At 59.3% G+C, this 14,634-nt stretch carries 11 protein-coding genes; 6 read left to right on the top strand and 5 right to left on the bottom strand.

Annotation, left to right across the window (positions count from 1 at the left end; all coding sequences use genetic code 11):
* The first annotated feature begins 104 nt into the window (after positions 1 to 104).
* Positions 105 to 1,451 (top strand): hypothetical protein, encoded by a 1,347-nt coding sequence (locus HUW35_RS04550; RefSeq protein ID WP_181254444.1) that lies wholly within the window; start codon positions 105 to 107, stop codon positions 1,449 to 1,451.
* Positions 1,452 to 1,561: 110 nt separating this feature from the next.
* Here HUW35_RS04550 and HUW35_RS04555 read toward each other — a convergent pair whose 3' ends face one another.
* The 4 genes from HUW35_RS04555 to tkt all read right to left on the bottom strand — a co-directional run bounded on the left by HUW35_RS04555 (position 1,562) and on the right by tkt (position 7,673).
* Complete coding sequence (locus tag HUW35_RS04555) at positions 1,562 to 3,718, bottom strand: family 16 glycosylhydrolase (RefSeq protein WP_181254445.1); 2,157 nt, start codon at positions 3,716 to 3,718, stop codon at positions 1,562 to 1,564.
* 229 nt (positions 3,719 to 3,947) lie between these two features.
* Positions 3,948 to 4,421, bottom strand: coding sequence for a DTW domain-containing protein (locus tag HUW35_RS04560; protein ID WP_181254446.1), 474 nt, complete (start codon positions 4,419 to 4,421; stop codon positions 3,948 to 3,950).
* A 22-nt stretch (positions 4,422 to 4,443) separates the two neighbouring features.
* On the bottom strand, positions 4,444 to 5,466 hold the full coding sequence (gap, locus tag HUW35_RS04565; RefSeq protein WP_181254447.1) for a type I glyceraldehyde-3-phosphate dehydrogenase: 1,023 nt from the start codon (positions 5,464 to 5,466) through the stop codon (positions 4,444 to 4,446).
* 206 nt (positions 5,467 to 5,672) lie between these two features.
* Complete coding sequence (gene tkt, locus HUW35_RS04570; protein ID WP_181254448.1) at positions 5,673 to 7,673, bottom strand: transketolase; 2,001 nt, start codon at positions 7,671 to 7,673, stop codon at positions 5,673 to 5,675.
* A gap of 311 nt (positions 7,674 to 7,984) precedes the next feature.
* Between tkt and HUW35_RS04575 the strand changes: the two genes are divergently transcribed.
* The 4 genes from HUW35_RS04575 to metF all read left to right on the top strand — a co-directional run bounded on the left by HUW35_RS04575 (position 7,985) and on the right by metF (position 12,835).
* A complete protein-coding gene (locus HUW35_RS04575; RefSeq protein WP_181254449.1) occupies positions 7,985 to 8,965 on the top strand; it encodes a metalloregulator ArsR/SmtB family transcription factor in 981 nt (326 codons plus the stop codon).
* A 285-nt stretch (positions 8,966 to 9,250) separates the two neighbouring features.
* Complete coding sequence (gene metK, locus HUW35_RS04580; RefSeq protein ID WP_181254450.1) at positions 9,251 to 10,471, top strand: methionine adenosyltransferase; 1,221 nt, start codon at positions 9,251 to 9,253, stop codon at positions 10,469 to 10,471.
* Between the two features lie 81 nt (positions 10,472 to 10,552).
* Positions 10,553 to 11,929 (top strand): adenosylhomocysteinase, encoded by a 1,377-nt coding sequence (gene ahcY / locus HUW35_RS04585; RefSeq protein WP_370464609.1) that lies wholly within the window; start codon positions 10,553 to 10,555, stop codon positions 11,927 to 11,929.
* Between the two features lie 66 nt (positions 11,930 to 11,995).
* Positions 11,996 to 12,835: a methylenetetrahydrofolate reductase [NAD(P)H] gene (gene metF, locus HUW35_RS04590; RefSeq protein ID WP_181254452.1), complete on the top strand. Its 840-nt coding sequence runs from the start codon at positions 11,996 to 11,998 to the stop codon at positions 12,833 to 12,835.
* 177 nt (positions 12,836 to 13,012) lie between these two features.
* Here the strand turns inward: metF and HUW35_RS04595 are convergent, their stop codons facing one another.
* Complete coding sequence (locus HUW35_RS04595) at positions 13,013 to 13,633, bottom strand: OmpA family protein (protein ID WP_181254453.1); 621 nt, start codon at positions 13,631 to 13,633, stop codon at positions 13,013 to 13,015.
* A gap of 244 nt (positions 13,634 to 13,877) precedes the next feature.
* On the opposite strand from HUW35_RS04595, the gene HUW35_RS04600 reads away from it, so the two are divergent.
* On the top strand, positions 13,878 to 14,630 hold the full coding sequence (locus HUW35_RS04600) for a hypothetical protein (protein WP_181254454.1): 753 nt from the start codon (positions 13,878 to 13,880) through the stop codon (positions 14,628 to 14,630).
* Positions 14,631 to 14,634 lie beyond the last annotated feature (4 nt).

A 14,634-nucleotide genomic window follows, 5' to 3' on the forward strand; every position in this document is an offset into this window, starting at 1 on the left:
AATCGCCTACTTTTGCACCAAACATAATCAGCCGGAAGGGATTACAGGGGCTCCGGTGACAGGCGCACGATGGATTGGGCTCGAATACCAATAACCAGTGGACTATGGCCAAGTGTCCACACTTAGGCAACCTCAATCCTTTCAAGATGCGATTCCGTACTTTCTGGCTAAGTGGCCTGTGTATATTTTTCACCCTCGCAATCGGCTGCGGTGGAGGCGGCGGCGGAAGTGAAGATCCCGGAGCGGATCTCACCCAGGTTCCACCACCATCCAACGCCCCCGGCAACGCACAAAGCGGCTCCGGCGGTGCTTCTGATACGCCAACGGACACTTCTGGATCACTCCAGACCGTGCAACCGGGCGATTACGCACGGGTAAGTACCACCCCCAGCTGCCCGCTCGTGGCCGGTAGTGAAGCCGCGGAATTCAAGCTGCTGTTTGCCAACCTGGACGGTGCGCCCTATTTCGATGAAATCGTCGACGATGCGGTGCACAACCAGTTCCAGAAGCTGGCCCCACTGAAGGACTATACAGCGAACTTCGCCTTTTACCGGCTCGACCTGAGCGGTGCAGATGCACTCGGGTGTGAAGCCACCGGCAACAGCAGCGGCGCATCCTTTGCCTGTAACGATGAGCGGGTCCACCAGGCAATTCTCGAGCAGTGTGAGGTCGATGATATCCATGGGGTAATCAAGGTGGTGATCGCGGATACCGGCTACGGCGCTTCCGGTGGCGAGATCATCTACCTCGGCAGCGACAGCCAGTGGCCGGACGCGGATACCGCGCTGTTTAATCTGAAAAATCTTGTGGTACACGAGGTTGGACACAATTTCGGCCTCGCCGACCTCTATGACGGCGGCACCAACACCGACGGATCTCCCGTCACCGGCTGGCCCAGCGAGCTGTCGCGGGAATGGGGCAACCTGGATGGCCCCGGCTGCGAGAAGTGGTGCAACAGCTACAAGCCCGCCTCCGAATACACGCTTTCCGCCAGCGCTGCCTGCAACACGTTTGACAGCAGGGATGCCTGCGTCAGCCACAATCGCAGCGAATCCGGTGAATGCAAAACCGACGACGGCGGCACCGTTTCCTGCTGCACCTGGTCCGAGGACGCAGAGGACGAGTACTTCGGCTCCCAGTGCACACCCGCCTGGGGCACCGAGGATATCGGGCTCGACTGTATGGAGGGCGCAGGCTGCTATTACGGCGGTGCCTATGGCAACAACTCGTGGCGTCCGGTAAAGAGCTGGCCCGACAGCATCATGTACGGTGCCGGTCAGTCCGAAGCGTTTGACAGTGTTTCACAGCAGGCGCTGTCAGAAGTAATCCGCTGTTGTGGCAGCTCGGATGATTCCACCGCATCCTGCGCGAGCTTTCGCGAAGAGTATGTGGCGTTTATGAAGGATTCCCAGCCGTACAAAGATCGCCTGGGCTCCTGCGGTTTCAACTAACCAATAAAAAAGCCTGCGCCCGGCGTCACCGGGGGCAGGCCTTCATTTACGCGGATATCTGGATATCCTCTTTGCGCGGGGCGGCTACCGCCGCCCAAATGCGCACTGCTTCACTGGCAAAGCCCGGTGCTGGTAGCGGTGTCGTGGCTCAGGCCACCACTCAGGTCGGTGACACAGAAGCTGACCGAGAGGTTACCACCAGCAGTAGCCGTACTGGTGATGCTGGCGATGCCGTTGCTATCGGTGAGTCCGCTCGCACCACTTTCGGTAATGTTGCCACCAAAGTTACCGCTCACTGACACGCCCGGCACGCCGCGGCCCAGGTCATCCAGTACGGTCACCGTTGCGGTGGCGTACTTCTGCCCCCTTCCCGCGGAAGCGGTACCGGTCACCACGCTGGACACGTACATGGTGGTGGCTTCGGCGCCGTCGTTTACGCTTAACTCGAAGCTTGTCTGGCCGCTTGCGCCCTGATCATCGGTAACCGTCAGCGTTGCGGTGTAGGTACCTGGTGCGGCGTAGGTGTGGCTGGCCGAAACGGTGGAGGCGGAGCCACCGTCTCCAAAGTCCCACTGGTAGCCGACAACCGAACCATCGCTGTCCGCACTGGCGCTGCCGTCAAAACTGCAGTCCAGACCGGTGCAGGTGTGACTGGCACTTGCGGTGGGGGACTGGTTGGCACCGGTATCGAGACCGTAGATGTCGAAGTTATCCCAGTAGTAGGTGTCTCCGTTGAAGGTATTGGGATCAAACAGGATCACCAGGCTGTCCACGGCATTTGCCGGTGTGCCGCCATCTATACGGTCGTCCAACTCGAACTTGAGTCGCTGCCAGCCGCTGCCCTCGCCTACATAGGCCGCATACTTGGAGTGGCGCCCTGTGGGGTAGTTGGTGGCAGTGGCTGTAGCGCTATCTTCCAGCTGTACCAGGATCTGGGTACCCGGAGCAGCGGTGGTGAACACGTCCATATAGAACGCTTTCTCACCGGAAAGGAACGGATCCGCATCGGGCACCGCGTTGGTATCGGCAGCGATCACGTCGTACTGGGCACCCGCAGAACGGGTATACATCGCAACGGTGGTAGAGGCATTGTTGGCATCCGCCTGCGGGTTGGCGGCATCCTGAACAAAGGTGCCGTCGAACACGCTGTAGGTCAGGTTGCGCTGGGATTCGAAGTTTTCCAGTACGCTCTCCTGCACCAGCTTTGGCCCCACATGTACCGGCAAACTCAGTTCGCGATTGCCACAACTGTCAGTCACGCTGACAGTCACAGCGCCGCCGGCGCTGCCCCACTGCACGGTGACAGTATCGCTGTTGCCACCGGCAACCAGGGTCGCGTCGGCCGGCAGGCTCCAGGCATAACCGGGATTACCGCCGATCGCACCTGCTACGGAATAGGTGGTGGTTTCGCCGTTATCCACAATACGGTCACCCTTGATGCTGGGCTGGCCGTGATCATAGACCCGAACATAATCCACCTGCATAGTTTGCGGCAGCATGGAATCATCTACCGCACCGCCGAGGTTACCGCCCACCGCCAGGTTCAGCAGGAAGTGATACTGGTAATTTTCGAAGGTCCAGTAGGATGCGTCGGTGAGGTCATTGGGAGTCAGTGTTGCGTACAACTGGTCGTCCACGTACCAGCGCATCTCGTCAGGCTCCCACTCCAGCGCGTAGACATGGAAATCCGCCGACCAGGGTTCCGGCTGGATCAGTAAGCGATTACCGGTATGGGAGTTATTCGGGTAGAGCTCGCCGTAGTGCAGCGTGCCGAAGACATATTCATCCGATTGACCGAGCGATTCCAGAATGTCGATCTCGCCGCTGATCGGCCAACCCTCGGCGGGATCGGTGGGCAGCATCCAGAACGCCGACCACATGCCGGTGCCGTCCGGCACCTTGATACGCGCTTCGAAGCGACCGTTGGTCCACTCGCCGCCGTTGGGCATATTGGCAGTGCGCAGGCGCGCAGACGTGTATGCCTTGCTCTGCACCCGCTCCTTGCGCGCGGTGATAGTGAGCAACCCGTTGGCCACGGTGGCATTTTCGGCTTTGTAATACTGGAGCTCACTATTGCCCCACCCACAGATACCGTAACTGCAACCATCGCCAATCATGGGTTCCCACTTGGAGGTGTCCAAAGTGGTACCGTCGAAATTGTCTTCCCACACCGGCGCCGGAGACTGGCACTGCTGACCGAAAGCCGGCAATGCGGCCGACAGGCCGACGGTGAGAAGCAACTTTTTATATCTATTTTTATTATGCATCGTCGTTTTCCCTCATTGGTTGAGGCACGCTTTGCAGCGTGCACCTCCAATCTACCAATTCGGTTTGACGACACTTCTCCCACTATCACTTCCCATCCAACGTGGGACGAAGCCTGCGGGTGAGCGGCTCAGGGAGTTGAACAGAAAGACACACCTGGTCATGAACTGAACGGGAAACGACCCACAATGAGTGCGATTACATTCACAAAAAATGCTAACGCGGTGAGTGCTATCGGATATTGAAGTGGTCGAATTGCGCCTGTATGTGCGCAGCCAATTCCATGCGCCCCTTGCTCCGCAAAATTTCGATGACGCATTCCACGGTACACAAACCGCCCTGTCGCTGATTGCGCCGCAGCGCATAGCGCGAGGCTGCAGTCGTGTTCAACGCAACACGTTTTACGGGATGCAAATAGGGGCTGCGATTAAACATCTTGCGTGCTTCCTGCCAGGTGGCGTCCAGCAGGACAAATTGATCACAATCCGCAAGTGCGATCTCTTCGCCAGGCACTTCCGCTACCGGATACAGCAATCCTGTATTGGGAGCCTTGAGCACGGAAAGCAATTTTGGGCAGGGTGCGACGCGGTTCCAGACGATGCGCTCGACGACGCCTTCCGTATCCCCGCCCACATCCAGCGCGAGCCTTCCGGTATTCGTCGGCCTATCCAGCTCTCTTTCGTGGGTCAGGAGATAAATTTTCACGGGTACAGCGTCGCAACCGTGTTCAAACGTTCACGTGTCTGGCGACATCCAGCATGCGGTTGGCAAAGCCCCATTCGTTGTCGAACCAGATCAGTACCTTGACCAGCCTGCCGCCGGCTACACGGGTCTGGCTGGCATCGACAATGCCGGAGCGGGGATCGTGGTTGTAGTCGCAGGAGGTGAGCGGTTCTTCGGTATAGCCCAGTACACCGGAGAACCGGGTTTCTGCTGCGCGCTTCAGTACCGAGTTCACTTCCGCCTGGGTGACATTTCTGTGCAGCTGCACGGAGAGGTCGATGGCGGAGACGTTGACGGTGGGTACGCGCATGGCCTGGGCTTCGAATTTGCCGGCCATTTCCGGGAGTATGCGCTCGATTCCCCGGGCCAGTCCGGTATCTACCGGGATGATGGAGGAGATGGCGGAACGGGTTTTGCGCAGGTCGGTGTGATGGTAGGCATCATTTACCGGCTGGTCGTTCATGGCCGAGTGGATGGTGGTGATAACGCCGGCTTCGATGCCGAAGGCGCTCTCCAGTGCGGCGATGACGGGAATGCTGCAGTTGGTGGTGCAGGAGGCGGCGGAGATGATGGTCTCAGCGCCGGTCAGTGCGGTGTCGTTGACGCCGTAGACGATGGTGGCGTCGACGTCGCTGGTGGCGGGCTGGGAGAAGATGACTTTCTTGGCACCCGCCTTTAAATGCAGTTCCGCGCGTTCGCGTTCAGTGAAGCTGCCGGTGCACTCGAGGACGATATCCACGCGCTCTTGGCGCCAGTCGAGGTCTTCGAGGTTTTCAAAGTGGGTGACGGCAATCGGGTCGCCGTTAATCTGTAAGGCGTCGTTGTGGACGGTGACTTCGCCATGGAAGCGGCCGTGCACGGTGTCGTATTTGGTCAGGTGCGCGATGGTGGCGCAGTCGGCCAGCTCGTTGATGGCAACGATCTGCATTTGGTCGCGCAGATTGGATTCGTAGAGGGCGCGCAGAACGCTGCGTCCTATGCGGCCGTAGCCGTTGATGGCGAGTCTTATAGGAGATTGGTTGGGCATGAAATCCTCAGGCTGACGGCACCGCCTTCTGGATTTATTTCCGGTGCGGTGGCGGTCAGGTACTGGGGGCGGGTTTTCAGGACTGCTGTGAATACGTCCCTGTACGCTTCGTCGGCAACATCCCTGTTGCCGACGATCCTGAAAACCCGCCCCCAGCACCTGCCCTTCTATTCAAACCACAGAGCTTCGTTAGCCTGGGCCCGTTATTACTTCAGCAGTCCTTCAACCGCTTCCACAACCTTCTCGGCAGTGATGCCGAAGTGCTTCATCAGATCGCCAGCTGGCGCGGATTCACCGAAGGTTTCCATGCCGATGATGGCGCCATCGAAGCCGACGAACTTGTACCAGTAGTCCTTGTGACCGGCTTCCACGGCGACGCGGGCGCGCACGCTGGAAGGCAGCACAGATTCGCGGTAGTCGGCGCTCTGGGTAGAGAAGGCTTCGGCGCAGGGCATGGAAACGACGCGTACCTTGCGGCCAGCGAGCTGGTCGGCAGCGGCTACGGCCAGTTCTACTTCAGAGCCGGTGGCGATGATGATCGCTTCCGGTTCGCCGTCGCTATCGCGCAGGATGTAACCGCCCTTCTCGATGTTGGCCAGCTGCTCGTCGGTGCGCGCCTGCGGGGCGAGGCCCTGGCGGCTGAAGATGAGGGCGCTGGGGCCGTCGCTGCGGGATACGGCCATTTTCCAGCTCACCGCGGACTCGGTGGCGTCACAGGGGCGCCAGGTCTGCAGGTTCGGGGTGGAACGCAGTGCGGTGAGCTGTTCTACCGGCTGGTGGGTGGGGCCGTCTTCGCCGAGGCCGATGGAGTCGTGGGTGTATACAAACACGACCTTCTGCTTCATCAGGGCGGCCATACGCACGGCGTTGCGGGCGTATTCCATGAACATCAGGAAGGTGGCGCCATAGGGAACGAAGCCGCCGTGCAGGGCGATGCCGTTCATGATCGCGCTCATGCCGAATTCACGTACGCCGTAGTAGACGTAGTTGCCGGAGGCATCGTCGGCGCTCACACCTTTGGCGCCGGACCAGATGGTGAGGTTGGAACCGGCGAGGTCGGCAGAACCGCCGAGGAATTCTGGCAGCAGCGGGCCGAACGCGTTCAGGGTGTTCTGGCTGGCTTTACGGGAGGCAATCTTGTCGCCGTCAGCCTGGCACTGCTTGATGTACTCGTCGGCCTTGGCGAGGAAGTCCGCGGGCAGGTCGCCTTTCATGCGGCGTACAAACTCTTCGGCCAGTTCCGGGTGGGCTTCTGTATAGTCTTCGAAGATGTCGTTCCACTCGTCTTCCTGTTCGCCGCCTTTGGCGCGGCCGTCCCAGGCGTGGTACAGGTCTTCGGGGATGACGAAGGGCTCGTGTTTCCAGCCCAGGGTTTCACGTACCAGTGCGATCTCTTCGTCGCCCAGCGGTGCGCCGTGACACTCTTCGCGGCCCTGCTTGTTGGGGGAGCCGAAGCCGATCACGGTCTTGCAGCAGATAATGGTGGGCTTGCCGGTTTCCGCGCGGGCTTCTTCGATGGCGGCTTTGATGGCGGCGGGATCGTGGCCATCCACGCCCGGAATCACGTGCCAGCCGTAGGATTCGAAACGCTTGGGCGTGTCGTCGGTGAACCAGCCTTCTACTTCACCGTCGATGGAAATGCCGTTGTCGTCGTAGAACGCGATCAGCTTGCCCAGGCCCAGGGTGCCGGCCAGGGAGCAGGCTTCGTGGGAGATGCCTTCCATCAGGCAGCCGTCGCCCAGGAAACAGTAGGTGTGGTGATCGACCAGTTCGTAGCCTTCGCGGTTGAACTGGGCCGCCAGCACTTTCTCGGCCAGGGCGAAGCCCACGGCATTGGTGATGCCCTGGCCCAGCGGGCCGGTGGTGGTTTCAACGCCCGGCGCGTAACCGTACTCCGGGTGGCCCGGGGTTTTGGAATGCAGCTGGCGGAAGTTCTGCAGCTCGTGGATGGACAGGTCGTAACCTGTCAGGTGCAGCAGGGAATACAGCAGCATGGAACCGTGGCCGTTGGACAGCACAAAGCGGTCGCGGTCAGCCCACTCGGGGTTGGCCGGGTTGTGCTTCAGATAGTCGTTCCACAGCACTTCAGCGATATCTGCCATACCCATGGGCGCGCCGGGGTGGCCGCTTTTGGCTTTCTGGACCGCGTCCATGGCTAGTGCGCGGATGGCGTTGGCCTTTTCTGTGCGAGACGGAGTAGAAGACATAGGGAATTCTCGGTTTGGGGATCTTCGGTTCATCAGATGCGCTGCGGGCCCGGCTCTGACGGCCAGTTTGCCGCAATTCCACTTCTGCACCGGCACTGGCCGGCGGCAAAACGGGGGGCGTATTTTCCCGTAATACCCCGCCGGGCGCAAAGGCTGCGAGGGCAATTATCGGGCCGCGGCAGCAACATTTTCCTAATGAATCGCAATATGGGCGCCCTCTGGGGATTTGCCCGCACCTGCATCAAAAAAATTCAATGCACCTAAATCAAAATATTTTGATATAGCTCAAAAGCGCTGCTAGACTCCCCGCCATGCTTAATTCCAGTAGTTCCAGCGGCAGTGCCAGCGCCGAGCGTGAAGCACACGCCAGCGCCCAGATTCCACAGCTGGCGGCGACCCTAAAGGCCGCCGGGGATCCGCTGCGCCTGGAGATTCTGCGCCTGCTGGCCCAGGACTCCTACAGCGTGCTGGAGCTGTGTCGCATCTTCGACCTGCGCCAGCCGGCGCTCTCCCACCACCTGAAAGTGCTCGCGCAGGCAGGCCTGGTGAGCAAGCGCCGCGAGGGCAACAACCTGTTCTACCGCCGCACCGCGGGTAGCGAGCTGCTGCAACAGCTGTTTGCCGGCCTTGACCAGCTGGCGCTCACCGAGGCTCGTGCGGAAACCGTTGCGCGGATTGCCGCGGAACGCGCGGAGGCCTCGCGCCGCTTTTTCGCGGATTACGGCAATCGCTTCCGCGAGCAGCAGGAGTTGATCGCCAGTTATAGCGTCTACGGTCCGCAAGTAGCACAGATGTTGAAACCGGGGCGTCACGCGCTGGAGGTGGGCCCTGGTGAAGGGGAATTTCTCGAGGAACTGGCAAGCCGCTTCGGCACGGTGACTGCTCTGGACCTGTCGCAGACGATGCTGGAGCGAGCGCAGGCATTTGCGGATGAGCAGGGCCTGCAGAATATCGAGTTCGTGTGCGACGACACCCGTGCGGCGGCGTCTCGTCCGGAAAGTTGCGATGCGATTGTGGTGAATATGGTTTTGCACCACACGCCGGAGCCGGCACAGATTTTTCACGATTTGCAGAAGTCGTTGAAAGTGGGCGGACAGCTGTTGATTACGGAGCTGCACGATCACAAGCAGGACTGGGCTCGGGATGCCTGTGGCGACCTGTGGCTGGGCTTTGCTCCGCAGCAGTTGATTGAGTGGGCGGCCGAGGCCGGCCTGCAGAAGGGACGCAGTGAACACAGCGCCCTGCGCAACGGGTTTCAGATTCAAATTCAGGAGTTTGTTAAGGGTTCCTGAGCTTCGTAAGCATAACTAGCGACGAAGTACCGAAATACAAATTGAAGGCCAAGGGGCCGGTGAAAGGTTTCAAAAGCGTCGGCGCCATGGACGGCGCCGACGCAGCGTACAGGGATGTATTCACAGGGGGGCGCCTAGCTCGGTTTTGAAACCTTTCACCGGCTCCTTGGACGCCCCAAAACAGGAACTGAGCTCCGGGCCAAAAGCTACAAGGCCGAGCAAATTTTATAACCGCCAGCAGCGGAATAAGTCAGGCGCATTACTGCGCGAAAGGAGAAACTCACAATGAGTGAATACAGCATTTTTACTTCGGAATCCGTATCCGAAGGACATCCGGACAAAATTGCCGACCAGATTTCCGACGCGGTTCTGGACGCCCTGCTGGCGCGTGACAAGAATGCGCGCGTTGCATGTGAGACCCTGGTGAAAACCGGTATCGCAGTAATTGCCGGTGAAATCAGCACCTCCGCCTGGGTCGACCTCGAAGACCTGGTGCGCAAGGTCATCACCGATATCGGTTACACCTCGTCCGACGTCGGTTACGACGGCGAAACCTGTGGTGTGATCAACGTGATCGGCAAACAGTCCGTGGATATCGCCCAGGGCGTCGACCGTGTAAAACCGGAAGACCAGGGTGCTGGCGACCAGGGCCTGATGTTCGGCTACGCCACCGACGAAACCCCGACCTTCATGCCCTCCCCGATCTACTACGCCCACCGTCTGGTCGAGCGCCAGGCCGAAGCGCGCAAATCCGGACTGCTGCCGTGGCTGCGCCCGGACGCCAAGAGCCAGGTCACCTTCCGTTACGACGAAAACGGCAAGCCCTGCGCCATCGACGCCGTGGTGCTGTCCACCCAGCACAATCCGGAAGTGAGCCAAGAAGACCTGCGCGAAGCGGTACTGGAACTGATCGTACACCACGTGCTGCCCGCCGAGCTGCTGCACGAAAACACCAAGTTCCACATCAACCCAACCGGCAAGTTTGTCATCGGTGGCCCGGTGGGCGACTGTGGCCTCACCGGCCGTAAGATCATCGTCGACACCTACGGTGGTTCCGCCCGTCACGGCGGCGGCGCCTTCTCCGGTAAAGACCCGTCCAAGGTTGACCGCTCTGCAGCTTACGCCGGTCGTTACGTGGCCAAGAATATTGTGGCCGCCGGCCTCGCCAGCCGCTGCGAAATCCAGGTGTCCTACGCCATCGGCGTGGCAGAGCCGACCTCCGTGTCCATCAACACATTCGGCACCGGCAAGGTAAGCGACGAGCGCCTGATCGAGCTGGTGCGCGAGAACTTCGACCTGCGCCCCTACGCCATCTCCAAGGCCCTGGACCTGCTGCACCCGATGTACCAGCTGACCGCGGCCTACGGCCACTTCGGCCGCGAGCCGTTTGAGCACACCTACAAGTGGGTGGACAGCCACGGCCACGAGCAGACCGAAACCTTTACCGCCTTCCCGTGGGAAAAAACCGACAAGGCGGAAACCCTGCGCGCACAGGCAGTTATTTGATTTGAACAGGCGGGCCACAAGCCCGCCCACAACGCTCGGCACAACCAGAGCGACAACTCAGAGAATTAGGTAATGAACCAGATGAGCACTGAATTTAAAGACTTCAAAGTAGCCGACATCTCCCTCGCCGATTGGGGCCGCATGGAAATTGAAATTGCGGAAGGCGAAATGCCCGCGCTGATTACCCTGCGGGAAAAATACCGCGCGGAACAGCCGCTGGCCGGCGCCCGCATCATGGGCTGTATCCACATGACCATCCAGACCGCGGTACTGATCGAAACCCTGGTTGCCCTGGGTGCGGAAGTACGCTGGTCCTCTTGTAACATTTTCTCTACCCAGGACCACGCTGCGGCAGCCATCGCAGCGTCCGGTATCCCGGTATTTGCCTGGAAAGGCGAAACCGAGGAAGAGTACGAGTGGTGTCTCGAACGCACCATCGGTGCCGATGTTGCCGGCTGGCAGCCCAACATGATCCTGGACGACGGCGGCGACCTTACCGAACTGCTGCACCGCAAGTACCCGGAGCTGCTGGACAAGTGTCACGGTATTTCCGAGGAAACCACCACCGGTGTGCACCGTCTGCAGGACATGCTGAAAGCGGGTACGCTCAAGGTTCCGGCAATCAACGTGAACGACTCCGTCACCAAGAGCAAAAACGACAACAAGTACGGCTGTCGCCACAGCCTGAACGATGCCATCAAGCGCGGTACCGACCACCTGCTGTCTGGCAAGAAAGCGCTGGTGATTGGTTACGGCGACGTGGGTAAAGGCTCCGCGGCTTCCCTGCGTCAGGAAGGCATGATCGTTAAGGTAACCGAGGTAGACCCCATCTGCGCCATGCAGGCCTGTATGGACGGCTACGAACTGGTATCTCCTTATATCAACGGCATAAACGATGGCAGCGAGTCCTGCATCAACAAGGAACTGCTGGCGAACACCGACCTGATCGTGACCACCACCGGTAACGTCAACGTGTGCGATGCGAATATGCTGAAAGCACTCAAGTCCGGCGCCGTGGTTTCCAATATCGGCCACTTCGACAATGAGATCGATACCGCTTTCATGCGTAAAAACTGGGAGTGGCAGGAAGTAAAACCGCAGGTGCACAAGATCGTGCGCAACGCGGAAACCAACGATCACCTGCTGCTGCTTTCCGAAGGCCGCCTGGTGAACCTGGGCAACGCCACCGGCCACCCCAGCCGCATCATGGACGGCTCCTTCGCCAACCAGGTGCTGGCACAGATCCACCTTTACAACGAAAAGTTTGCCGACCTGCCGGCGGACCAGAAGGTTTCTGCGTTGTACGTAAAAGTACTGCCCAAGCACCTGGACGAGGAAGTGGCGAAGTACATGGTGGAAGGTTTTGGCGGTGTGATTACCCGCATGACCGAAGACCAGGCCAAGTACATCGGCGTTTCCGTTGACGGCCCTTACAAGCCGGAAAGCTACAAGTATTAAAGACCTCCACACTGGGATCCCGGGCCAGTTCCGGGATCCTGTGTGCCGAGGGAATGGAATAGAACAATGAGCAAGTTACGTATCAGTTTTGAATTTTTCCCGCCGAAAACCGAAGAGGGTCGGGACAAACTGTATAACACCCGCGAACAGCTGCAGGGATTCAACCCCGAATTTTTCTCGGTCACCTACGGCGCCGGCGGCACCACCCGCGACACCACCGCAAATATCGTCACCAGTCTGCGCAAGGATGGCATTTCCATCGCACCGCACCTGTCCTTCGGCGGCGACAACGAAGAGATCGTGCTGGGCCTGCTAGAGCGCTACAAGGAAGCCGGCGTGGATCGTATTGTCGCCCTGCGCGGCGATATGCCCTCGGGCATGGGTTCGGTGGCACAACTGGTGTACGCCAATGAGCTGGTGGCTTTCATCCGCCGTCATACCGGCGATCACTTCCATCTGGAAGTGGCGGCCTATCCGGAAATTCACCCGGAAGCGGAAAGCTACGACGACGACATCCGTTTCCTGAAGGGCAAGTTCGAGGCCGGCGCCAACAGCGCACTGACCCAGTACTTCTACAACCCGGATGCCTACTTCTACTTCCTCGACCAGTGCGAGAAAGCCGGTATCGACGCCCCCATCTACCCGGGCATCATGCCGATCACCAATTTCACCAACCTCGCGCGCTTCTCGCGCAACTGCGGAGCGGAAATCCCGCGCTGGCTGAAATACCGCATGGAGAGCTTCCGCGATCCGGAAGACGTGAAGAAGCTCGGACTGGAAATTGTTACCGACCTGTGTGAAACCCTGCTGGAAGGCGGCGCGCCCGGCCTGCATTTTTACACCATGAATCAGGTGGGACCGACCGCGGATATATTGAAAGCGCTGGATCTTAATATCGCCCAGTAAGCCTAATCACACAGAATAGAGCTATGTGCTAAGAAGCGCAGATGGCGATGCCGGGGATCGCTTTGTGAGACCTTCTAAAACAGGGATGTTTTAGAAGAGCCCCCAGGGATGGGTTCACGGCGTGTCTCACAAAGCGATCCCCGGCAGCGACATCGCCACCGGCCTACGCCCAGCAGACTATTTTTTCGGGCCATCCATCCACACATTGATCGGCTTGCCCTCAAAATCGATCACGCGCACCACCAGACGCCGATTCTGCTCCCTACCCCGCTGGGTATCATTGTCGGCAACCGGATCGGAATCCCCCAGGCCTGCCGCCTCGACCCGCTCCTCATCGATACCGCGCTCCAGTAAAAACTGCCTTACCCAATTCGCTCGCCACTGCGACAGCTTGCGGTTTTTCTTGGGGTCGCCAGCGTTGTCCGTGTGCCCTTCCACCACGATTTTAAGTTTGGGAAAGTCGCGCATAATCACTAGCAGTGCTTCCACGTCTCCAAGGGTGTCCATTCTCGGCGCAAAACCACCGGGCTCGAAATCCACATCCAGCACGAAGGTATCGCCCGCCTCCCGCGTCTGCCCCATCAGGTAGCGCACCATGTCATCGCCAAACGGCGCCGCGGTGCGTGCAGACTGTTCACCAAGGCCATTGCTGACCAGATCGCGAGGATCGAGGGTGTATTTCTTCGTCGGGTCCGGACAGCCGCTCAGTAGCAGCGAGGGAATCAGTATCAGAAACGACGCCCAGCGCGGATGTTGACGGGCGATCGACTTACAGGTGGCGCTAAGGGGTGCAGGCATAGGGCCAGCTCCTCTTGGTTTCTCAGGGGTTCATCTGTTCAATTATCGATTTCACAAGTCCGACGCATTCTAGGATCGCCCCCTGTCAATCCGTAACTTTCCAGGGCCTGAATAAACCGGCACTTTCCCGGGGCATTAGTCGCGGCTGGTAATTTCTGAGATGATCACAGGCACGTTATACCTTTACGATACTTTTACGAATGCCCGACTATTTTGAATGGCTCGGATCGCCAGGGAGACCGCGATGAACAAACAGATCATCCTGACGCTAATCGGCGCAATCGCGATAGTGATTGCCGCGATTTTTGGCTCGTCGGTAAATGCCCAGCAGATTGTCACCGTCGATCCCGGCGATGGCTGGCTGAATGCCAGTGAGGGGTATCAGGAAAAAGTCACCTGGCGGGTGGCCAGTAAAGGCGGCGCAGCATCGCCCAGGGGTGTATTCGTTAACCTGGACAACAACAAGGAGCTGGCGGTTGTGGACCGCATACTCGAGTTCAGTGGCGACCGCGGCGTGGTGACGGAAGTGGTGCAGATTTCACCGGAACAGGCGCGCAGCTGGCATGCCAAAGGTGTCCGCAGGGTTGGTTACCGGCGTGTGTTTGCCGGCGCCGCCGGCAGCCTTTCCAATCACATCCTGTTCGACCTGAATGCCAGCGGGCGACTCGCGCAGGTTCAGGCCTCCCCGCCCTCCCAGACCGTGAGCAGTAAATCCCGGCAGATGATGTTGGCGTGGAGTCTCGACGGCGATATCGGCAGCATCAATGCCGTGTCTGAAAGCGGACAGTTTCTGGTGGGAGACAGGGTTGTATACGAGGTGTCGCAGCCGCTGGTGGCCGAGGGGCAAAGTACCCTGAAAGAAACCGTGATGTTGCCACCGGGCCTGGTGGACGATCTCGTGGCCAACGGTATCTACCAACTGCGTTACACCCGCACCTTTGTGGATGACAAGGACACCCGGCGCAGCGCCTCGGTGGATATCCGCCTGACCCAGTAAAAAT

Source organism: Microbulbifer sp. YPW1 (assembly GCF_013367775.1).
Classification (GTDB): Bacteria; Pseudomonadota; Gammaproteobacteria; order Pseudomonadales; family Cellvibrionaceae; genus Microbulbifer.

What these genes read in the sequence shown, in the direction of transcription:
- HUW35_RS04575 (WP_181254449.1), top strand. Translation starts at nt 7,985, where the DNA reads ATGCTTAATTCCAGTAGTTCCAGCGGCAGTGCCAGCGCCGAGCGTGAA.
- metK (WP_181254450.1), top strand. Translation starts at nt 9,251, where the DNA reads ATGAGTGAATACAGCATTTTTACTTCGGAATCCGTATCCGAAGGACAT.
- metF (WP_181254452.1), top strand. Translation starts at nt 11,996, where the DNA reads ATGAGCAAGTTACGTATCAGTTTTGAATTTTTCCCGCCGAAAACCGAA.
- HUW35_RS04600 (WP_181254454.1), top strand. Translation starts at nt 13,878, where the DNA reads ATGAACAAACAGATCATCCTGACGCTAATCGGCGCAATCGCGATAGTG.
- HUW35_RS04555 (WP_181254445.1), bottom strand. Translation starts at nt 3,718, where the DNA reads ATGCATAATAAAAATAGATATAAAAAGTTGCTTCTCACCGTCGGCCTG.
- ahcY (WP_370464609.1), top strand. Translation starts at nt 10,553, where the DNA reads ATGAGCACTGAATTTAAAGACTTCAAAGTAGCCGACATCTCCCTCGCC.
- tkt (WP_181254448.1), bottom strand. Translation starts at nt 7,673, where the DNA reads ATGTCTTCTACTCCGTCTCGCACAGAAAAGGCCAACGCCATCCGCGCA.
- HUW35_RS04595 (WP_181254453.1), bottom strand. Translation starts at nt 13,633, where the DNA reads ATGCCTGCACCCCTTAGCGCCACCTGTAAGTCGATCGCCCGTCAACAT.
- gap (WP_181254447.1), bottom strand. Translation starts at nt 5,466, where the DNA reads ATGCCCAACCAATCTCCTATAAGACTCGCCATCAACGGCTACGGCCGC.
- HUW35_RS04550 (WP_181254444.1), top strand. Translation starts at nt 105, where the DNA reads ATGGCCAAGTGTCCACACTTAGGCAACCTCAATCCTTTCAAGATGCGA.